At 59.3% G+C, this 18,949-nt stretch carries 19 protein-coding genes and 1 other RNA gene; 14 read left to right on the plus strand and 6 right to left on the minus strand.

Annotated elements, in window-relative coordinates:
• Positions 1 to 108 precede the first annotated feature (108 nt).
• Both DD235_RS02045 and DD235_RS16840 read left to right on the plus strand, forming a co-directional pair.
• Positions 109 to 315 carry a cold-shock protein gene (locus DD235_RS02045; protein WP_109060383.1) on the plus strand — a complete coding sequence of 69 codons (207 nt, stop codon included), beginning with the start codon at positions 109 to 111 and terminating at the stop codon, positions 313 to 315.
• Between the two features lie 108 nt (positions 316 to 423).
• Positions 424 to 594, plus strand: a complete 171-nt coding sequence (locus tag DD235_RS16840) for a hypothetical protein (protein WP_164497330.1) — start codon at positions 424 to 426, stop codon at positions 592 to 594.
• A gap of 181 nt (positions 595 to 775) precedes the next feature.
• On the opposite strand, the gene DD235_RS02050 is transcribed toward DD235_RS16840, so the two are convergent.
• Positions 776 to 2,317, minus strand: coding sequence for an acetyl-CoA hydrolase/transferase family protein (locus DD235_RS02050; RefSeq protein ID WP_109060384.1), 1,542 nt, complete (start codon positions 2,315 to 2,317; stop codon positions 776 to 778).
• Between the two features lie 133 nt (positions 2,318 to 2,450).
• On the opposite strand from DD235_RS02050, the gene DD235_RS02055 reads away from it, so the two are divergent.
• The 8 genes from DD235_RS02055 (at position 2,451) to DD235_RS02090 (ending at position 10,816) form a co-directional block, all read left to right on the plus strand.
• Positions 2,451 to 3,353: a LysR family transcriptional regulator gene (locus DD235_RS02055; RefSeq protein WP_109060385.1), complete on the plus strand. Its 903-nt coding sequence runs from the start codon at positions 2,451 to 2,453 to the stop codon at positions 3,351 to 3,353.
• 42 nt (positions 3,354 to 3,395) lie between these two features.
• On the plus strand, positions 3,396 to 3,878 hold the full coding sequence (locus DD235_RS02060; protein WP_109060386.1) for a YajQ family cyclic di-GMP-binding protein: 483 nt from the start codon (positions 3,396 to 3,398) through the stop codon (positions 3,876 to 3,878).
• Between the two features lie 40 nt (positions 3,879 to 3,918).
• Positions 3,919 to 4,304: a transfer-messenger RNA gene (gene ssrA, locus DD235_RS02065) on the plus strand.
• Between the two features lie 192 nt (positions 4,305 to 4,496).
• The gene (locus DD235_RS02070) at positions 4,497 to 6,827 is read left to right on the plus strand and encodes a molybdopterin-dependent oxidoreductase (RefSeq protein WP_109060387.1); all 2,331 of its coding nucleotides are present in this window, start codon (positions 4,497 to 4,499) and stop codon (positions 6,825 to 6,827) included.
• A 460-nt stretch (positions 6,828 to 7,287) separates the two neighbouring features.
• Complete coding sequence (locus tag DD235_RS02075) at positions 7,288 to 8,895, plus strand: cytochrome ubiquinol oxidase subunit I (protein ID WP_109060388.1); 1,608 nt, start codon at positions 7,288 to 7,290, stop codon at positions 8,893 to 8,895.
• 3 nt (positions 8,896 to 8,898) lie between these two features.
• Positions 8,899 to 10,032 carry a cytochrome d ubiquinol oxidase subunit II gene (cydB, locus tag DD235_RS02080; RefSeq protein ID WP_109060389.1) on the plus strand — a complete coding sequence of 378 codons (1,134 nt, stop codon included), beginning with the start codon at positions 8,899 to 8,901 and terminating at the stop codon, positions 10,030 to 10,032.
• A gap of 12 nt (positions 10,033 to 10,044) precedes the next feature.
• Positions 10,045 to 10,278, plus strand: a complete 234-nt coding sequence (locus DD235_RS02085) for a hypothetical protein (protein ID WP_109060970.1) — start codon at positions 10,045 to 10,047, stop codon at positions 10,276 to 10,278.
• Between the two features lie 34 nt (positions 10,279 to 10,312).
• Entirely contained in the window at positions 10,313 to 10,816 is a 504-nt protein-coding gene (locus DD235_RS02090; RefSeq protein WP_162300389.1) for a DUF1440 domain-containing protein, read from the plus strand.
• Positions 10,817 to 10,950: 134 nt separating this feature from the next.
• Here DD235_RS02090 and DD235_RS02095 read toward each other — a convergent pair whose 3' ends face one another.
• Positions 10,951 to 11,625: an ArsR/SmtB family transcription factor gene (locus DD235_RS02095; protein ID WP_109060391.1), complete on the minus strand. Its 675-nt coding sequence runs from the start codon at positions 11,623 to 11,625 to the stop codon at positions 10,951 to 10,953.
• A 103-nt stretch (positions 11,626 to 11,728) separates the two neighbouring features.
• Here DD235_RS02095 and DD235_RS02100 point away from each other — a divergent pair, with 103 nt between their 5' ends.
• A complete protein-coding gene (locus DD235_RS02100; protein WP_109060392.1) occupies positions 11,729 to 12,115 on the plus strand; it encodes a DUF1360 domain-containing protein in 387 nt (128 codons plus the stop codon).
• 33 nt (positions 12,116 to 12,148) lie between these two features.
• Here the strand turns inward: DD235_RS02100 and DD235_RS02105 are convergent, their stop codons facing one another.
• Positions 12,149 to 13,336: an MFS transporter gene (locus DD235_RS02105; RefSeq protein ID WP_275667538.1), complete on the minus strand. Its 1,188-nt coding sequence runs from the start codon at positions 13,334 to 13,336 to the stop codon at positions 12,149 to 12,151.
• Positions 13,337 to 13,452: 116 nt separating this feature from the next.
• On the opposite strand from DD235_RS02105, the gene DD235_RS02110 reads away from it, so the two are divergent.
• The gene (locus DD235_RS02110; protein ID WP_164497331.1) at positions 13,453 to 14,088 is read left to right on the plus strand and encodes a TetR/AcrR family transcriptional regulator; all 636 of its coding nucleotides are present in this window, start codon (positions 13,453 to 13,455) and stop codon (positions 14,086 to 14,088) included.
• 29 nt (positions 14,089 to 14,117) lie between these two features.
• Here DD235_RS02110 and DD235_RS02115 read toward each other — a convergent pair whose 3' ends face one another.
• Both DD235_RS02115 and DD235_RS02120 read right to left on the minus strand, forming a co-directional pair.
• Positions 14,118 to 14,528 (minus strand): barstar family protein, encoded by a 411-nt coding sequence (locus DD235_RS02115; RefSeq protein WP_109060393.1) that lies wholly within the window; start codon positions 14,526 to 14,528, stop codon positions 14,118 to 14,120.
• A gap of 3 nt (positions 14,529 to 14,531) precedes the next feature.
• On the minus strand, positions 14,532 to 15,479 hold the full coding sequence (locus tag DD235_RS02120) for an AraC family transcriptional regulator (protein ID WP_239990000.1): 948 nt from the start codon (positions 15,477 to 15,479) through the stop codon (positions 14,532 to 14,534).
• Between the two features lie 198 nt (positions 15,480 to 15,677).
• Between DD235_RS02120 and DD235_RS02125 the strand changes: the two genes are divergently transcribed.
• Positions 15,678 to 16,421 (plus strand): SDR family oxidoreductase, encoded by a 744-nt coding sequence (locus tag DD235_RS02125; RefSeq protein ID WP_109060394.1) that lies wholly within the window; start codon positions 15,678 to 15,680, stop codon positions 16,419 to 16,421.
• 31 nt (positions 16,422 to 16,452) lie between these two features.
• Positions 16,453 to 17,334: an SDR family oxidoreductase gene (locus DD235_RS02130; RefSeq protein WP_109060395.1), complete on the plus strand. Its 882-nt coding sequence runs from the start codon at positions 16,453 to 16,455 to the stop codon at positions 17,332 to 17,334.
• Between the two features lie 119 nt (positions 17,335 to 17,453).
• On the opposite strand, the gene DD235_RS02135 is transcribed toward DD235_RS02130, so the two are convergent.
• A complete protein-coding gene (locus DD235_RS02135) occupies positions 17,454 to 18,890 on the minus strand; it encodes a PPC domain-containing protein (RefSeq protein ID WP_109060396.1) in 1,437 nt (478 codons plus the stop codon).
• Positions 18,891 to 18,949: the final 59 nt, after the last annotated feature.

Raw genomic sequence — 18,949 nt, forward strand, 5'->3', positions numbered from 1 at the left:
AATGCAGTGTCAGGTTGCCTTTTTGGTACTGAAGTTGTTCTACTGTCCCTTCCTTGATTTTCATGCATGTCGGGTGCAAGCCCAAATTTTTTACAGGAATTACTCAGTATGGCAACCGGTATCGTTAAGTGGTTCAACGCAGACAAGGGTTATGGTTTCATCATGCCCGATGACGGCGGCAAGGACCTGTTTGCTCACTTCTCGGAAATCCGCTCGGGCGACGGCTACAAGTCCCTGCAAGAAAACCAGAAAGTCAGCTTTGACGTCGCCCAAGGCGCCAAGGGCCCGCAGGCAACCAACATCAACGCGCTGTAATCCATAGCCGTTGCATGGCCATGCCGCGGGCATGGCAGCAAAGCCCCGCCTCATGCGGGGCTTTTTATTTGGTATAACTATCTTGCAAAATAACAGGGAGGCGACTGTATGTTTTCGGGGATCAATCTGTTCTGGATTATTCTTGTTGGAAGTGCATTTCTGATGCTGGTCGGCTTTGGCCTGCGCGAGCGCAACCTTGGCATCTCGTTGATGGGACTGGGCTTGCTGGGAGCCATGGGCAGCGTCATCTACAAGATCTACATCACGTTCGGCGGTTGAGCGAACGGTAGTGATATGGCTAGCCTGACTGCATCAGGCACTGAAAAAAAAGCGCCAGCTTCCATTATGGAACTGGCGCTTTCTCTGTTGTCAGCGCTCATCTGACGTCGGTGTAAGGACTCACGAATGCTGTTTTGCCTGCACGGCCCCAGGCTGGTGCTGTGACGGCTGTTGCGCGGGGTCAGTCCATGAGGGCTGCTTCTGCCTCGCGTACCGGGCGGTGGGCGCGAGCCGGCTTCATGCTCTGGGTCTTGAGGTAGCGGGTGTGCCAGGAGAAGGCCTCGTCCAGCAGATGGGGGGTCTGGCCGCCGGCGTACTGGCAGGCACGATTGAAGTAGTCGCGCAGCTCTTCGCGATAGTCCGGGTGGGCACAGTTGTCGATGATGCGGATGGCCCGCTCGCGCGGTGCCAGGCCGCGCAGGTCAGCCAGCCCGATTTCCGTGACCAGGATGTCCACGTCATGCTCGTTGTGGTCCATGTGCGGAACCATGGGGACTACGCTGGAAATGTCGCCGTGCTTGGCAATCGACTTGCTGACGAAGATCGACAGATGGGCATTGCGGGCAAAGTCACCCGAGCCGCCGATGCCGTTCATCATGTGCGTACCGTTGACGTGCGTCGAGTTGACGTTGCCGTAGATGTCGAACTCAAGCGCCGTGTTGAGGGCGATGATGCCCAGGCGGCGCACGATTTCAGGCAGGTTGCTGATTTCCTGCGGGCGCAGTGCAATCCTTGATTTGTAGAATTCCATGTTGTCGATGACACGCTGGTAGACGTCACCAGACAGTGTCATGGAGGCAGCCGAGGCGAAAGCCAGCTTGCCGCTGTCGAGCAGAGCGATGGCGCTGTCCTGCAGCACTTCCGAGTACATGGTCAGGCCGTGGAAGTCGGATTCTTCGAAACCGTGCAGGACGGCGTTGGCGATCGTGCCGATGCCGGCCTGTAGCGGATAGAGCGTGTCCGGCATGCGGCCAGCCTTGACCTCCTGAGCCAGGAAACGATTGATGTGGGCGGCGATGGCACGGGTTTCGGCGTCGGGCGGCAGCACGTTGGAGGGGCTGTCGGGCTCGCGCGTGAATACGATGGCTGCGACCCGGTCGAGATCGAGCTGGATGTGCGGCTGGCCAATGCGCTGATCTGCCGCCGTGAGCGGCACCGGCTGGCGATGTGGGCGTTCTTCGAGGTTGTAGATGTCGTGCATGCCTTCGAAGCTGGTCGGCACGCTTTCGTTGATCTCGATGATGATGTGGCGGGCCTGCTGGACGAACTGGGCTGAATTGCCTACCGAGGTGGTCGGGATCAGGCCGCCGTCTTCCGTGATACAGGTCGCTTCGATGATGGCGACATCGACAGGGGCCAGATGGTGGCCGCGCAGTTGTTCGGCAGTTTCCGACAGGTGCTGGTCGATGAACATGACCTCGCCGGCATTGATCTTGCGGCGCAGCGTGCGATCGACCTGAAAGGGCAGGCGGCGGGCCAGCACATCGGCATCGGCCAGAATCTTGTCGGTATCGTGCCCCAGCGAGGCACCGGTGATGAGGGTAATTCGCAGCGGTTCGCTTTCGGCGCGCTGTGCCAGTGCGGCGGGGACGGCCTTGCAGTCGCCGGCGCGCGTGAAGCCGCTCATGCCGACGGTCATGCCATCCTGGATGAAACGGGCAGCGTCTGTCGCGGTCATGACTTTGCCGTGCAGCGCCGGATGGCGGATACGATCAAGGGTCATTGCTTGTCTCCGTGAAATGCAATGTATGTTTTCTATGCTCAGACTGAGCTGATGAACCGAGTATATGAAGTCCCTAGGCCGTTTTTTATGACTTAAAATCATCCTTCTGATTCGTTTTTCTCATGGTGATGTCATGGACCTGCGAGCGTTGCGATATTTTGTCGAAACCGTCCGTCAGGCCAGCTTTACGCGGGCTGCCGATGTACTGTGCGTGACCCAGTCCACCATCAGCAAGATGATCCGGCAACTGGAGGAAGAGGTTGGCACGCCGTTGCTGATCCGTGATGGCCGCATGATTGCCCCAACCGATACCGGACGCATCGTGTTCGAGCGTGGGCAGCAGGCACTGGCGCTCGTGCGGCAACTGTCGGCTGAGGTCCAGGATGTGGCGGCACTTGATCGGGGTGAGTTGCATCTGGGTATCCCGCCCACGGTCAACCTGCTGTTTACCGGTGCCATCAAGGCCTACCGGCAGGCCTACCCAGGCATACGGCTGGTATTGCGCGAGGAGGCTGCTCCCGAGATTGAGCAGCGTCTGGCTGCCGGGGAACTGGAAGTCGGGGCCACCGTGTTGCCGGTCAATGGCAACCTGGATCTGACGGTCAGACCGTTCGGGCGCTATCCGATCTGCGCGGTGAGCACGCGGGACTGGGCCTGGAACGGGCGCAAGACGCTGGAGCTGGAGACGCTGCGTGACGTTCCCTTGTTGATGCTGACGGATGAGTTTGCGCTGACCCGCAGCCTGAGGCAGGCGTTTGTCCAGGCCGGGATCGAGCCGGTCATCGCGACCCAGAGCACACACTGGGAGTTTCTTGCCGGGATTGCCTCGGCAGGCCTGGGGGTGGCGCTGTTGCCTGAGCCGCTGTTGCGGCGCATGCAGACTGACGATCTGTCGATTGCGCGGCTGGTCAAACCATCGCTCTATTGGCAGACCGCACATGTCTGGCCACGGGACCGTTACCTGTCGCATGCGGCGCGTGCCTGGCTGCAGGTTTGCCAGCAGGTGATGGGCGGATTCGAGCCGCCTTCGGTATGATGGCGGTTTGCCGTAGACAGATGATGTATCAGGAGGAAAGCCATGCCATCGTTTGATGTGGTGTCGGAAGTCGACAAGCACGAACTGAGCAATGCCGTGGATCAGGCCAATCGCGAGTTGGCCACGCGGTTCGATTTCAAGGGCAGCAATGCCAGCTTCGAGCTGGACGAATTCGTGGTCACGCAGATTGCGCCCAGTGAATTCCAGCTCAACCAGATGCAGGACATCCTGCGTGGACGCCTGAGCGCACGCAAGATCGATCCGCGCTGTATTGATCCCGAAACGCCCCAGGTCAACCTGGGTGGTGCACGCCAGAAAATCAAGCTCAAGCAGGGGATCGAGCAGGCAGTGTCCAAGAAACTGATTGCGGCGATCAAGGCCGAAAAGCTCAAGGTCGAGACGCAGATCAATGGCGACAAGCTGCGCGTGACCGGCAAGAAGCGCGACGATCTGCAGGCGGTCATGGCTTTGTTGCGCAAGGTTGATGTGGATCTGCCACTGCAGTTCGACAATTTCCGTGATTGAGTACACAAGCCGTACATTGCGCGTTACAATCAAATGGCGCGGGGCCGATCCGGATTCGACGGGGGTCGCGAAGCAGAGCAGGGCATGTCGAGCACCAGTTCGCTCGTAAATCCACTGGAAAAAATACAAACGCCAACGACGAGCGTTTCGCACTCGCTGCTTAAGCAGTGCCGCTGCACTAGTCTGTCCTTGGGTTAGGTGGAGAGGGGCAACCCTCTAGAAGCTTGCTTCGAACCACTGCAGCGTCATTCACAAGGAATCGGTATTGTCTGGGGTCACACGGACCGTACCTAAATTACGTGAATCGCCTTGCACCGGCGCGTTGATCCGCTAAGTGCAGGGTTAAATTCAAATAGATCGACTACACATGTAGAACTGCCTGTAGAGGACTTTCGGACGCGGGTTCAATTCCCGCCGGCTCCACCAACATGAAACCCCAGCCGTTTTCGGTTGGGGTTTTTTCTTGCCTGTATGAATCGTTTCGGGGTGATTTCTGGTGTCCCAAATAACTACAGGTTCGTAAGTCCCTCTCTGTAGCTATATCGAGATGATCAGATGATCGACACCGATATACTGTGTCCCCTTTCATGCTCCCAAGTCTCACAGGGACCTCGTTTCATGCATAGCCCTGATCTTCCCACACCCGATATCCTGCGTTCGGCATCTCACTGGGGGGCGTTCCGTGTCCAGGTGCAGAACCAGCGTTTGGTCGGCGTGCAACCTTTCGAGCACGACCCTCATCCGGGGCAGATGATCCATGTCTGGCCACAGATGCAGCATTCGCCGTTGCGCATTCCCAGGCCTCTGGTGCGGCGTGGTTGGCTGGCGGGTGATGGTGGTGCGGCCAGGGGGCGTGATGACTTTATCCCTGTCGAATGGGACGTTGCACTGGATCATGTGGCAAGCGAACTGGACCGGGTTCGTACTGTTCATGGCAACAGCGCTATTTTCGGTGGCTCGTATGGCTGGTCCAGCGCCGGCCGGCTGCATCATGCGCGTACTCTGCTGCATCGTTTTCTCAATACCCTGGGTGGTTTCACCGGGCAGGTGACCAACTACAGCTATGGTGCGGTCATGGCGTTCCTGCCACGCATCCTGGGCTCAGCAGAAGCAGTCGCCGGGCCGGTCACGACCTGGCACTCGATCGGTGAGCATTGCGACCTGTTGCTGGCCTTTGGTGGCCTTGCCTCCAAGAACTGGGAGATCCATTCGGGCGGTGGCGGGCAGCACAGGCTTCAGGACTGGCTGGCGCTGCTGCGCAAGCGTCCTGTCAGCGTATTGAATATTTCTCCGCAGCGAGATGATGTGGCTGCGTCGGTGGGGGCCCGATGGCTGCCGTTGCGGCCCAATACCGATACGGCCCTGATCCTGGCGCTGTCCTACTGCCTGGTACGTGATGGCCTGGAGGACAAGGCATTCCTGGCCCGCCATTGCACCGATTTTGGCCCGTTGCGCAGTTATCTGCTGGGCGAGGCCGACGGCCAGGCCAAGAGTCCGACATGGGCGGCAGAGATCACCGGGATCGATGCCAACGAAATAGAAGCGCTGGCCCGGCAACTGGTGGGCAAGCGCGTGCTGCTGACGGCAGCCTGGAGCCTGCAGCGGGCGCGTCATGGTGAGCAGTCTTACTGGGCGCTGGTGGCGCTGGCCAGTATCCTGGGGCAGGTGGGATTGCCGGGCGGTGGTTTTGCGTTCGGCTATGGCTCCATGGGGGCGATGGGAAATCCACTCTACGATTCACCGATCCGTGGGTTGCCGGTTGGCGTCAATCCGGTCGGTATTTCGATTCCGGTCGCCCGCGTGGCCGATCTGTTGTTGCAGCCCGGTCAGGAGGCAGATTTCAATGGCCAGCGTCTGATCTATCCGGATACCCGCCTTGTGTACTGGGCCGGTGGCAATCCTTTCCACCATCATCAGGATCTCAATCGCCTGAGGCTGGCGTTTCGCCGTCCGGAGACCGTCGTCGTGCATGACAATTTCTGGACGGCGACGGCGCGTCATGCGGATATCGTGTTGCCGGTCACCACGACACTTGAGCGCAACGATATCGGTGGTTCTTCGCGTGATCCCTTTCTGTTGGCCATGCATCAGGCGCTGCCGCCGGAAGGGCAGGCACGAGACGATTACGATATCTTTGCCAGTCTGGCCGAACGGCTGGGCCTGCGCGAGGCATTTACGGGTGGTCGTTCCGCCAATGCCTGGTTGCCAGAACTGTGGGCAGGCATGCGCCAGGCGCTTGCGGAGCGTGGGCTGGATGCGCCCGATTTCGAGACTTTCTGGCGCAAGGGCTATTACGAGTTACCTGAGGCAGGTCGTGATTTCTTCCTGTTTGAACGATTTCGGGCCGATCCGGACAAATATCCGTTGAAGACGCCATCGGGACGTATCGAACTGTTCTGCGAAGCAGTGGCACGTTTTGGCTATGAAGGTCAGACAGGGCATCCACTTTGGCTGGACCCGGAGGAATGGCTGGGCGCGCCACTGGCCAGAACGTATCCGCTGCATTTGCTGACGCCCCAGCCCGAGACGCGGCTGCATGGGCAGATGGATGGCAGCGAACTCAGCCGCGATGGCAAGCGTGATGGTCGTGAAGTGCTTCGGCTGCATCCAGCCGATGCCGCGTCCCGGGGGCTGAATGAAGGGGATATCGTGCGGGTTTTCAACCCGCGCGGTGCCTGCCTGGCCAGTCTGGCACTCTCCGATGGCGTGGCCAGGGGAGTTGCCGTGTTGCCGACAGGGGCGACATTTGATCCGGACGATACCCGGCAGGCCGATGGCATGCTGGAAAAGCATGGTAATCCCAATGTGCTGACACGTGATGTCGGTACCTCGGAGCTGGGGCAGGGGTGTGCCGCTCATAGTTGCCTGGTAGAGGTCGAGCGCTTTTGCGGGCCTGTGCCTGCCGTGACCGCGTTCGATCCCCCCTGGCTGATGTCGAAAATCGCCTAGGAATCTGCCGGACAGCCATTTCCTGAATGGCATGGCATGCATCATGCGCACAGTCCAGTCCGGGTTTTGTGTCGTTGTTTTTTTATCCCCATTCCCCAGTGCGAGCGGAAAAATGGCAGATTGATCCATTGAACGGCAGCGCCTGCTGAGTTACAGTCAGTTTCTGAAAGCAGTATCCATGCAGAATCTTTCATAGGCGAAATCAATCCATGAAACTGAAGGTAATGCTGCTCCCTGGTGTTCTGTGTCTGGCGGCCCTGACCGCCTGTACCACACAGGATCAGCAGATTGTGCAGGATCTCGAAAATATGCCCGGTGTGACATGTGACATCGGTACCGACGACCAAACACATTGCCATCCGGACAAAGTGCCGGCTGCACGGACTCCGTAAGTCTTTTTATCGATTGCAGCGATCCCTGATCGCTGCATTTCTATTGCACTTTGGCAAGGGGAAGGCCCATGGTTGATGACCTGGTGGTCGATCTGTCGCGATTACAGTTCGCGGCGACGGCTCTTTATCACTTTTTGTTCGTGCCGCTGACGTTGGGCCTGTCTTTCATCATCGCCGTGATGGAAACAGTCTATGTCACGACGGGGCGCGAAGTCTATCGGCACATGGCCCAGTTCTGGGGCAAGCTGTTGCTGATCAACTTTGCCCTGGGGGTGGCGACCGGGCTCACGATGGAATTCCAGTTCGGCATGAACTGGTCCTACTATTCGAGCTTTGTTGGCGATACCTTCGGTACGTTGCTGGCGGTAGAAGGGCTGATGGCCTTCTTCATGGAGTCCACTTTCGTCGGTCTGATGGTATTCGGCTGGAATCGCCTGAGCAAGGCTCAGCATCTGGTGGTGACCTATCTGGTGGCGCTGGGATCGAACCTGTCGGCGTTGTGGATCCTGGTGGCCAACTCGTTCATGCAGCATCCGCAGGGCGCGGTATTCAATCCGATCACCATGCGAATGGAACTGAGCAGCTTCTCGGCCCTGTTCTTCAATCCAGATGCCCAGGCCAAGTTCGTGCATACGGTATTGGCTGGCTATGTGACGGCTGCGATTTTCGTCTGTGGAGTCAGTGCCTTCTACATGCTGCGCAAGCGTCACATGGAGGTGGCACGTCGTTCTTTCCGCGTGGCGGCGCTGTTCGGCGTACTGGGTACGGCAGGCGTGCTGACCCTGGGTGATGCGCTGGGCTACGTGGGTGCGCATACGCAGCCCAGCAAGCTGGTGGCGATGGAAGCACTGTGGACTGCCGAAGAGGCTCCAATGTCTTTCAACGCGATTGCCTTCCCATCGCAAAGCGAGGAAAAAAACCTGTGGGAACTTCAGGTACCGGCCTTGCTGTCGATATTGGTTACACACTCTCTGGATGGCACAGTGCCAGCCGCGGATGAACTGCAGGAAAGAGCCAAGGAGCGCATACGCAACGGTGTTCCCGCCGTGCAGGCGATGCAGCGTCTGAGCGCCGATCCGCATGATCCCGAGGCGTTGGCGCAGTTCGAGGCGCACAAGGCCGATGTCGGCTATGGACTGCTGGTCCAGCGCTATGCGCCGGAAGGCGATCTGACGCGAATCACCGATGCGGATGTGAACCGCGCAGCCAAGGATACGATTCCGGAGGTCTGGGTGATTTTCTGGTCGTTCCGTGTGATGGTGGCAGCAGGTTTGCTGATGCTGGGCTTTTTCGTGATGGCTGTCTTTCTGACACTGACACGACAGGTCGAGCAGTATCCGCGTTTCCTGCGATTCACGGTATGGATGATTCCGGTGCCTTTCATCGCCTGTGAGGCGGGCTGGATCGTGGCAGAGATGGGACGCCAGCCGTGGTCAGTCTATGAGGTCCTGCCGACCTGGCTTGCTGCATCCACGCACAGCGTGGCCTACATGGTGTTCTCGGTGGCGGGCTTCATCCTGCTGTACACGATCTTCATCGTGATCGAGATGTTCCTGATGCTGCGTGCCATCCGCAAGGGGCCGGAAGGCACCGAGGGTGGTCCGGACAACGGGCCGACTCCCCAGGTAGCTGCGAATCCTGCGGCTGCGGTTTCTCACGTTCAATCCAGGAGCTGAACCATGGATCTCTCATTTGTATTGACCGTAACCTGGTGGCTCTTGCTGGGTGTCCTGCTGATGGGGCTGGGCATCATGGTCGGCATGGACATGGGGGTGGGGACGCTGTTGCGCTTCGTGGGCCGCACCGATGACGAACGGCGTATCGCGCTCAATATCATCGGCCCGCACTGGGATGGCAATCAGGTCTGGTTCATCCTGGGTGGAGGGGCGATCTTTGCGGCCTGGCCACTGGTCTATGCAACGGCATTTTCTGGTTTCTATATCGTCATGCTGGTGCTGCTCTGGAGCATGATCGTGCGGCCGCTGGGGTTCGAATATCGCAGCAAGATGCCATCGGCACGCTGGCGCAACAACTGGGACTGGACACTCTTCGTGTCTGGATTCGTGCCCATGCTGGTCTACGGTGCGGCTATCGGTAACGTGTTGCAAGGCGTACCGTTCAATTTCGACTGGCGGCTCACGTCCTACTACACCGGCAGTTTCTGGGGCTTGCTGAATCCGTTTGCCGTCCTGTGCGGCCTGGTGTCCGTGGCGTTGTCCATCTACATGGGGGGCAATGCCCTGATGCGCAGTGGCGAGGAGCAACTCGCCGAGCGCGCACGCAAGGCTTCGGCGCTGGGCGGGCTGGCATTCCTGGTGCTGTTCTCGGTGGCGGGCATCTGGGTCTCTTTCCTGGATGGCTATCAGATCGTGCAGGGGCCGGCCGCAGGCGTGGCACAGACGCCGCTGCACCAGGTCGTGGAACGGGTCAGTGGTGGTCTGCTGGCAAACTATGCGGCACATCCCATCCTTTGGGTGTTGCCGGTGCTGGCCTATGTCGCCATGCTGCTGGGGCTGCTGGCCCTGCGTGCGCATCGCCGGCTGTTGGCCTGGTGGCTAGGGGCTGTGACCTGGATTGCGGTGATTGGTACGGTAGGGGCCGCCATGTTCCCCTTCATCATGCCATCCGTGACCGAGCCGTCGCATAGTCTGACGCTCTGGAATTCAGGGGCGAGCACGATGACGCAGGGCTGGATGCTGGGCTTCACCATCGTGTTCATGCCGCTGATCCTGACTTATACAAGCTGGGCGTTCTGGGTCATGCGTGGCAAGGTCGATGCCGAGCACGTCAAGTCCGATGATCATGCGTATTGAGGAGAAACGGTCATGACGATATTCATCCGCTATATGGTGTTTCTGGGGTTGGCATTTCTTGCCATCATCCTCGGCGTGGTACTGGGCGATTATGGACCCTGGTATCTATCCTGGCTGTTGGGCACGGGCCTGATGGTGCTGGTGGCGGCACTCGGTGGGGTGTTGTACGAGGCGCAGGAAGAGGCACAGCCGCATGCCGAGTTGCACGCTGATGCTGCGGGGCAGGGCAAGCCGCCGGTCGCCTGAGGGTCTGAAGGATTTTTCAGAGGGAGGGGTCGCTATGCATGCATGGAAAAGTACGCAGCAACCGTCAACGCCGTTTGGTCGCCTGCTGGTGATCGGTCTGGTATCCGGCTTTATCTCTGCCATGGTGAAGTCCGGCGTGGAAACGATCCTGCCGCCTCGACCCCCCTCGGCGGTACCGCCACCCATCGGCCTGCTTGAACTGATGGGATTCGATGCCGGTTCGATGAACTATATGTTCAATCAGACTGTCGTCAATTGGGGCGGCAACGGCGTCCATATCCTGTTCTCGATGGTGATGGCCTTCGTGTTTTGCTGGCTGGTCGAGCGGTGCCCGAAAGTTGGTGCCTGGTGGGGTATTCCTTTTGCCTGGGTAACAGCCACTATCGGGGCGCACTGCATCGTGCTGCCGCTGTTGGGTGTGGGGCCCTTGCCTTGGCATATCGGACTGGACGGGTTTATTTCCGAGTTTATCGGCACGGCCATCTGGATCTGGACCATAGAGTGCGTGCGCCGGGTCATGGTGCATACGCCCCACTGAAAAAAACACCGCAGGCCAGGGAATACTGGACTGCGGTGCGATGACTTGCAGAAAACAGGCTGCGGCACAGAGTGCCCAGCCTGTTTTTTTAACCCCTAATGCTTTCGGGAAGCGAGCAATGCAACCTGTATGGATCAGCGCTCATCGGCCTCAACGCTTAAACCGGCAGCTCGCCACGCCGGGAAACCACCCGACAATCTCAGCGCTTCGTGCCCCCGTGTGCGAAGCATCGTCACGGCTTCTGATGACAGTACGCAGTAAGGATCCCGGCAGTATGCAACGATAGGGGAACCCACCTTCAATTCCTCTAGCCGTGTAGCCAGTTGATCCAATGGGATATTGATGGCACCGGGGAGGTGGCCGCCTGTGAATTCATCGCTGGGACGTACGTCCAGTAGCACTACGGTATCTTCAGATAGCCGGCGCAGCAGCGCTTCAACCGTGAGACCTTCCAGCTTTTCGCGTTCATGCACGCTATCCATCGCGACCTGTGCAATTTGACTGCGCTTGTGTTGGACGAATTTCCAGAGCGCGGAGGTCAATTCAGTCACCGGCGCATCAGTCATCGCGTAGATGACATGCTTGCCTTCGCGCCGGGTTGCCACGAAACCTGCACGCTTGAGTAGTTGCAGATGTTGCGAAGCGTTCGCCAGGGACAACCCACAGCGGGCCGCTAACTGTTCCACCGAACGCTCTCCCTGGGAAATGTGCTGCAGAAGCACCAAACGGTGTGCATGCCCCAGCGTCTTGGCCACATCGGCAAGATCGACAGGATCCGTTAAGACGGGTGACAGATCGTGAGTGCTCATTGGCAACATGCTACACTCACTCTATCATTCAATCAATTTGTTGATTGTTATATTAAAAGCCAATCCAAGTCTTCATCGAACACGTAAATCCGGTGCCATTGAAATGAATACCTACCTCGCCCACGAGAGCCTGCATGCCTTGCTGGCATGTCTTGTCCTGGCTGTCGCTGCCAGCAGCATCGCCATCACAATCACGCATACCGAAGTTTTTGCGCCGCTGCGAGCGTGGACGCAAAAGCTGGGGCACATGGTCGGTTATCTCTTTCAATGTTTCTATTGCATGAGCCACTGGGTGGTGTTTCTCGGCATCCTGATTTACCAACCCAGGATTCTCGGTAGTGGCAGTCTTTTCGCTGATCTTGTCGTGTCTGCGTTCTTCACGCTTACGCTGAGTGCATTTGTCAGTGGCATCTTTTTCAAGGTCTTTCTGACGGCGATGGCCATGAAGGTTCGAGAAAAAGAAGTCAAAGAAATCCTGGCAAAGAAGTGAGGCATGGGTGATCACAATTTGAAAGTGAAGGCGCTATTCGTCAGCGACCTTCATGTTTATTGACCAGATCGCCATCATGATGATGAGGGCAGCAAAGATCTGAGTGACCGGGATCACTCCCAGGTGCTGGGCGGCGTAGCCGGCAGCCATTGCCAAAAGCGCATTGGGCAGGTAGCTGGCGATGTAGAAGGCCGAGAGCAGTCCGGCGCGTTCCTGTGCCCGAGCCTTTGTCACCAGGCTGCGCAGTACGCCCAGGAATCCGCCACCGAATCCGATGCCCGTTGGCAGCGATCCCAGTAGGATCAGCGTCGAGCTGTGCAGAACTGTTCCAGCCAGAATCAAGACCGTGCCGGTAATGATCGCCAGCCCGGCCCAGCGACGTGCGTTCGCCGGAGAGCTGTTGCGCCACAGCAGTACCGCCGCCGCTCCTGCCAATGTCATGACCCCGACGGCACCACCACTCAGCCATGCCATGGACGGGGATGTAGCTATTTCATGGAACAGCCCTGGCAGCACCGAGAGGAACAGCGCTCCCAAGCCCCAAACGGCCACATTCAGCGGAAGAATGCGAACGAAGGTCGAGCGCAGGCCACTCGGAATCTCAATCCTTGGCCGCAGCGACCAGCCGTTGCTGCGCCGATCCGGGAACGTTTCCGCGGAAATCAACGTTCGGATGATCTGAATCAGGCTGAGGCCCAGTGCAACGGCATACACAAGGCGTAGGGGCAGTGGCGCGAACTGGACCAATGCGCCAGCGCCGAGTGCCCCCACGGCCATGCCGGCCATGGGGGCCAGGCTATTGATCATAGCTCCAGTTTTTTGATCCACATCCAGCAGCGCCGCAGCCACGGCGGTGGTTGCGATCCCGGCGGCGAAACCTTGTACCAGTCGTGCGGCAACCAGCCAGTGGCCGCTGTCCGCAACAAGAAACATGATCATCGCGACGCTTTGCAGCACGAGCGCCGCCACAATCACCGCACGTCTGCCGAAATGATTGGACAGTGCGCCCAGGAACAACAAAGAGATCAGCAATGTGCCGACATAGGCCGCAAAGATCACACTGATCATAAAGGCCGAGAGCCCCCAACTGGCTTGGTACAAGGGAAAAAGCGGAGTCGTCATGCTTGACGCCGCAAAGAACAGAATGATGGTCAGGCCGTGCAGAGCCAACGAGGAAGTGGTGCCTCTGCTGACTGGCTGAGTGTGCTGGGGAGTAGTCATAACATGTTGTCTTTTATAAAAGCTAAAATATTGCTTTAAGGTGCCACTCTACCACTAAAGCTAAAATATTGCTTTAGTGGTAGAGTGGCGTTGGGACGACAGTGTTTGGACACACCATGAGAGATATAGGGTTTTCCTCGAAAAATCAGACGGATGCGGCACCATCGGGGGGCAGTCGTCCCGGTGGTCGCGCCGCACGCATTCAAGCAGTCGTGCTGGAAGCGGTGGAGTCGCTCAAGAAAGAGAAATCCACAGCCGAGATCACCGTACCGATGATTGCCGAGCGGGCGAACGTGACGCCTTCGACTATCTACCGTCGCTGGGGCGGCGTGGCACCGTTGCTGGCCGATGTGGCGGTGCGCCAATTCCAGGCCGATGTGCTGCCGCCCGACAGTGGCAACTGGCACCAGGATCTGTCTACATGGCTGGAGCAGTTTGTCGATGAAATGGGTTCCGGGCCGGGCCGCGACTTGCTGCGCGAAGCACTGGCGCTGGGAAATACCGAGCGGGCGGGACAATGCACGGAATGCATCCTCAGCACGTTGGACAGCATCATCGCTAGAGGCGTGGAGCAAGGTGCTTCGCCCCCTGACTCGCAGAGGCTACTCGATCAAGTGGTGGCACCGGTGATCTACCGCATCCTGTTTACGCCAAAGTCACCGGATATCGCCTACGCTACGGGTCTGCTGGATGAGTGTCTGGCGCAGGCGGCATCACAATCGGTACGAACAGAGCGCGACAAGCAGTCGTGAGATGGCTCAGCGATTTGCGTGGCAACTGTTCAAACTAGTTCCAGCGCGAAGCGGGAATGACCGGCGATGACCTGACATATTTGTTCAAAGTACGTCGGGCCGTGGCCGGCCTCCAAGGCATGCAGCGCCCTCAGCCAGTGTTGATGGTTGAAGGTGTCAGGGCGGGCTAGTTTGTCGAGGTAATGGGCCCGCGTCGCGGCGATATCGAGTTTTGTACGACTGTGCTCGGCATTCAGCCAGCGTAGCCTTACCGGCGCATTGCCTTGCGCTGCGCCATACCCTCCATAGAGCATGTCATCCAAGGCATCGAGGCTGGCACCCAGTTCCCAGTCTTCCTGCGCCATGAATACGCGATTGATTTCAGCGTAGAAGCTTGCGATGCCCTCTACGCGGGTGCCGTCGATCGTCAGTGTGAGTTCGGGGGAGTTCGTTTGAGTCATGAATCAATGCATCGCTGCAGCTTCTGCAAGCTGGGCAGGCTCCATCAGTGAGAAGGCCGAACGCATTTCGCGCACTTCCTCGCCGGGGCTGCGGCCGAAGAGCCGCTTGAACTCGCGGTTGAACTGCGAGGGGCTTTCGTAGCCCACGCGCACCGCAGCGCCAGCAGCGGTGACATGGTCGCGAATCATCATCAGCCGTGCCTGGTGCAGTCGCACAGACTTGATGTACTGAATGGGAGAGGTTGCGGCCACGGTCTTGAAATGCGCATGAAAGGCCGGTACGCTCAGGCCCGCCTCGCGCGCCAGCGCGGCCACGTCCAGCGGCAGGGCGTAGTCGGTGTGAATGCGCCGCAGCACGCGCGCGATGCGGCCGAAGTTGCCGTGGCTGGCCAGGGCCGCGCGGATGGCGCTGCCTTGTTCCCCAAGAAGAACACGGAAGCACAGTTCGCGAACGATGGCCGATCCGAGCACTCGTGCTTCCAGCGGCGAGCGCAAGGCCCGCAGCAGGCGTACCGTGGTGTCGGCCAATGTGGCGTCCAACGGTGTCGAGACAATGCCGGCGGGTGCTGTGAACGTGGGGTTGGTCTGTTGATCGACTTCGATGACCAGGTCGGCCACGGCCGTCATATCCAGCCGTACGGACACGGCCAGCAAAGGTTCCTGCGGGCTGGCATCGGTTTCGCTCGAGAACGGCAGCGGGACTGAGAGCACCAGGTAGTGCTGTGCATCGTAGTGGTAGACCCTGTTGGCCAGATAGCCGCGCTTGTGTCCCTGGCAGACGATGACGATGCTCGGCTCGTACAGCACCGGCGTGCGCCCCAGCGGACGATCGGCGCGCATCAGGCGCACGCCATCGAGCAGCGAGCGGGTATAGCCTTCTTGCGGGGCCAGTTGCAGGATCAATTCGGTCATTTCTGCCTGCCGTGACTGGTTGGGTTGTGCATAGGACATGGCTTTGCCGTCATGGAATGATGAAGTGGATATATTTTTGCATCATCAGGGCTTATCTTGGTAGGTAATGAATAGGATTAGGCAATGATGCAAGAGATATCGATCTAGTCCATCCAGGCCACGCGCGCCTACGATTTCACCTTGTCAGCAATGTCTTGGCTTGCCCTTGCGCCAGCCAGGAAAGCACAAGGAGAAATCATGCAATCCACAATACGGGACACAGCCAAGGTCATCGTGCTTACCGGTGCCAGCAGCGGCATCGGCGAGGCTACGGCCCGCCATTTGGCGTGGCAAGGTCACCACCTTTACATCGGCGCGCGACGCTGGGACCGGCTCACTGCCTTGCGGGACGAACTGCGCGCCGAGGGTGGTCATGTCGAGGCAATGGTGCTGGACGTCACGCGCCAGGAAGACCTGCAAACCATTGTCACCCAGGCTCGCGCCACGCATGGCCGGGTCGATGTGCTCATCAACAACGCCGGTGTCATGCCGCTATCGCCACTGGCCGCGTTGAAGATCGAGGAGTGGAATCGCACGCTGGACGTCAACGTGCGCGGTGTGCTGCACGGCATTGCCGCTGTTCTGCCGGTCATGCAGGCGCAAGGTCATGGACACATTGTCAATATTGCCTCGGTCGGTGCCCGTCAGGTGTGGCAGTCTTCTGCGGTCTATTGTGCCAGCAAGTTTGCTGTGCGCGCCATATCTGATGGGTTGCGCCAGGAAACCGATGCCATCCGGGTGACGCTGGTCAGCCCCGGTGTAGTCGAGTCCGAATTGGCCGATCACATCACCGACGACACCGCACGTGCGGCCATGCGCGAATTTCGTCGCATTGCCTTGCCGCCGCATGCCGTGGCGCAGGCGATTGCCTATGCCATTGCACAGCCAGACAGCGTGGATGTGAGTGAACTCATCGTGCGTTCCACGGCAAGTCCGTATTGACCCGACATTTATTTCACATGAGATTTCATCCATGCAAAAACAAGCACATTCTTCCAAAGTCTGGTTCATTACGGGTGCCGCGCGTGGCATTGGCCTGTCGCTGGCCCGGCAGGCACTGGCGTGCGGTGATTCCGTCGCTGCGACATCACGCACACTGGCGAGCCTGCAACAAGCATTTGGTAAAAGCAGCGAGCGGCTGCTTGCGCTGGAGCTGGATCTGGTCAATGAGGCCAGCGTCCAAATTGCCATCGACAAGGCCATTGCCACCTTCGGCCGCATCGACTGCCTGGTCAACAACGCTGGCTATGGCCAGCAAGGCACCATCGAGGCGTTGAGCGATACCGAACTGCGCCACAATTTCGACGTCAATGTGTTCGCGCCACTGCATGTGCTGCGCCACGCGCTAGCCCACTTGCGCGCCCGGCGCAGCGGACATGTGTTCAATGTCGCCTCCATTGTCGGCTTCCAGGGCGGCTACGCAGGCTGGGGCAGCTACGTGGCTTCCAAGTTCGCGCTGGCGGGCCTGACTGAGACCCTGGCCGCCGAATTGGCCGAACTGAACATCAAGGCCACCGTGGTTTATCCCGGCCCGGTGCGCACGGGCTTCCTGTCCAAGGACACGCTGGTGGTGGCCGGGCGTTCGATTGCCGACTACAGTGAGGCTCAGTCCTCGCTGGATCTGCACTTGAACGGCTTGGACGGCAAGCAGGCGGGCGACCCGGAGAAAGTGGCCAAGCTGATTCTGCAAGCCGCCTCTGTGCCCGAACCACCGGTGCATCTGTTCGCGGGCAAGATCGCCAATACCCTGGCCGAACAGAAGATGCAGGCGGTGCGCCAGGACCTGGAAGCGTGGCGCGGTGCATCCGATGCCACGGATTTTACCGAGAAGCGCTGTTGGAAACGGGCGAATTGAATTGGGCAATGGCTTTTTGCCGCCGGACTGTCCCAAGACAAAAAAACGCCCCCTTGACGGGGGCGGTGTTTCAGCAGTGGCGCAACAGCAAGCTGCGCCACTTGGCCGTCAACGGCCGATCAGTTGCGACGAACCGAGATCGTGTAGTCCTGCGAACGGCTGCTGCCGCCCAGCGACGAGGCTTCGATCGTGTACTGGCCGGCTTCGAGGTTGGTCTCGATGCGGGCGTTGAGATCGCCACCGCTGTCGTCGTCCTCGGCCACGGTACGGCCGTTGCGACGCAGTGTCAGGTAGCTGTCGATCGAGGGAGCGCTCATGTCGATCACGTAGCGACCAGGACGCGTGATGTCGATGGTATAGACATCCTTGTCGAGGCCTTCGAGCAGCACGGCATGGCGCTCTTCATCCACGGCCAGTGAGCCGCCGCCGGCGTTGTCGGGTACAGGCTGCGAGGAAGCCGACAGCGTGAACAGGCCGCTTTGTTTGCTGCCGTCGAGGGTCACGCTGTAGGTACCGGGCTGCAGGATGCTGCGGATGCGCTGGCGGTTGTCGTAGCCCGGCGAGGTGGCCTGGGTCTGGCCGTCCTTGCTGAGGCCCAGCTCGGCATAGAAACCCTGCGTGTTCAGGTCGATGCTGACCAGTGCGGGATCATCGACCTGCAGCGTGTAGCTCTGGCGCTCGCCGGTGAAGAGACCATTCGATGCTGCCGGTGCGTTGAGCGTCAGGGCTTCGCCCGGCTGCAGGCGATTTTCTTCGGGGATCGGCAGCGAGCGGATCTGCAACGTGAAACCGCCCTGGAAGTTCTGGAGGCCGTCGCCGGAGCCTGCCTTGATCTTGTACTCACCGGCCTTGAGCAGGGTCTGGACACGCGCGTTGAGGCTGCCGCCGCTGTCGTCGTCGCTAATGAGTTCCACGCCGTTGGCGTCGAGCAGCGTGAGGTACGGGTCAAGGCGCTCGTTGGGATTGGCGCGCATGTCGATGGTGTAGATGCCGTCGCTCTCGATGGCCAGGTTGTATTCCAGTTCCTTGCCGGTTGCCCAATCGGTGACGCTCTGGTCTGCCTTGAGTGCTTCGCCCGAGTAGGGCTTGATGGCGCTGGCGGTCAGACGGAACGGGCCGTAGGCACGGGCATCGATGCCGCTGACGGCGATTTCGTAGGTGCCGGCTTCTTCGGCACGGAAGCTCAGCGTGGTTTCGGTCGCGTTTTCGCGGTCATAACCACCGCAGCCGCCGCAGCCGCCACGGCCATCGTTGCTCTGGATGACCATCTGGCCGTTGTGATGGACGCTGATCTGCGCGCGCAGGGCACCCGTCACGGTCAGGTTGATGATCTGGTTCTTTTCGGCCTGTACGCTGAACAGGGCACTGCGTACGCCGTTGCTGTAGTTAGGGTAGCTCTTGCTGGTCAGTTCGCCTGCGACACCCTGGTCGAATTGCAGGACGACGGTCTCGCTGCTGCCTGCTGCGGCCGAGCCGCTCTGGGAATAATAGTAGGAGGTCGCGGCACCAGCCACGATTGCGCCGGCAATGGCTGCAGCCAGAGTGGAGAGTTTCATAAATCCTCGTCGTAAATGATGGGCTGGGCGTTTTTTTTATCTTGCTCCCAGCGTGCGCA

This window comes from Corticimicrobacter populi (assembly GCF_003123725.1).
GTDB classification, from domain to species: domain Bacteria; phylum Pseudomonadota; class Gammaproteobacteria; order Burkholderiales; family Burkholderiaceae_B; genus Corticimicrobacter; species Corticimicrobacter populi.

Coding starts and splice junctions, on each gene's coding strand:
- DD235_RS02095 (WP_109060391.1), bottom strand. CDS start 11,625: ATGAGCACTCACGATCTGTCACCCGTCTTAACGGATCCTGTCGATCTT.
- DD235_RS02125 (WP_109060394.1), top strand. CDS start 15,678: ATGCAATCCACAATACGGGACACAGCCAAGGTCATCGTGCTTACCGGT.
- DD235_RS16840 (WP_164497330.1), top strand. CDS start 424: ATGTTTTCGGGGATCAATCTGTTCTGGATTATTCTTGTTGGAAGTGCA.
- DD235_RS02085 (WP_109060970.1), top strand. CDS start 10,045: ATGACGATATTCATCCGCTATATGGTGTTTCTGGGGTTGGCATTTCTT.
- DD235_RS02100 (WP_109060392.1), top strand. CDS start 11,729: ATGAATACCTACCTCGCCCACGAGAGCCTGCATGCCTTGCTGGCATGT.
- DD235_RS02135 (WP_109060396.1), bottom strand. CDS start 18,890: ATGAAACTCTCCACTCTGGCTGCAGCCATTGCCGGCGCAATCGTGGCT.
- cydB (WP_109060389.1), top strand. CDS start 8,899: ATGGATCTCTCATTTGTATTGACCGTAACCTGGTGGCTCTTGCTGGGT.
- DD235_RS02060 (WP_109060386.1), top strand. CDS start 3,396: ATGCCATCGTTTGATGTGGTGTCGGAAGTCGACAAGCACGAACTGAGC.
- DD235_RS02045 (WP_109060383.1), top strand. CDS start 109: ATGGCAACCGGTATCGTTAAGTGGTTCAACGCAGACAAGGGTTATGGT.
- DD235_RS02050 (WP_109060384.1), bottom strand. CDS start 2,317: ATGACCCTTGATCGTATCCGCCATCCGGCGCTGCACGGCAAAGTCATG.
- DD235_RS02090 (WP_162300389.1), top strand. CDS start 10,313: ATGCATGCATGGAAAAGTACGCAGCAACCGTCAACGCCGTTTGGTCGC.
- DD235_RS02055 (WP_109060385.1), top strand. CDS start 2,451: ATGGACCTGCGAGCGTTGCGATATTTTGTCGAAACCGTCCGTCAGGCC.
- DD235_RS02075 (WP_109060388.1), top strand. CDS start 7,288: ATGGTTGATGACCTGGTGGTCGATCTGTCGCGATTACAGTTCGCGGCG.
- DD235_RS02120 (WP_239990000.1), bottom strand. CDS start 15,479: ATGTCCTATGCACAACCCAACCAGTCACGGCAGGCAGAAATGACCGAA.
- DD235_RS02070 (WP_109060387.1), top strand. CDS start 4,497: ATGCATAGCCCTGATCTTCCCACACCCGATATCCTGCGTTCGGCATCT.
- DD235_RS02130 (WP_109060395.1), top strand. CDS start 16,453: ATGCAAAAACAAGCACATTCTTCCAAAGTCTGGTTCATTACGGGTGCC.
- DD235_RS02105 (WP_275667538.1), bottom strand. CDS start 13,336: ATGACTACTCCCCAGCACACTCAGCCAGTCAGCAGAGGCACCACTTCC.
- DD235_RS02110 (WP_164497331.1), top strand. CDS start 13,453: ATGAGAGATATAGGGTTTTCCTCGAAAAATCAGACGGATGCGGCACCA.
- DD235_RS02115 (WP_109060393.1), bottom strand. CDS start 14,528: ATGACTCAAACGAACTCCCCCGAACTCACACTGACGATCGACGGCACC.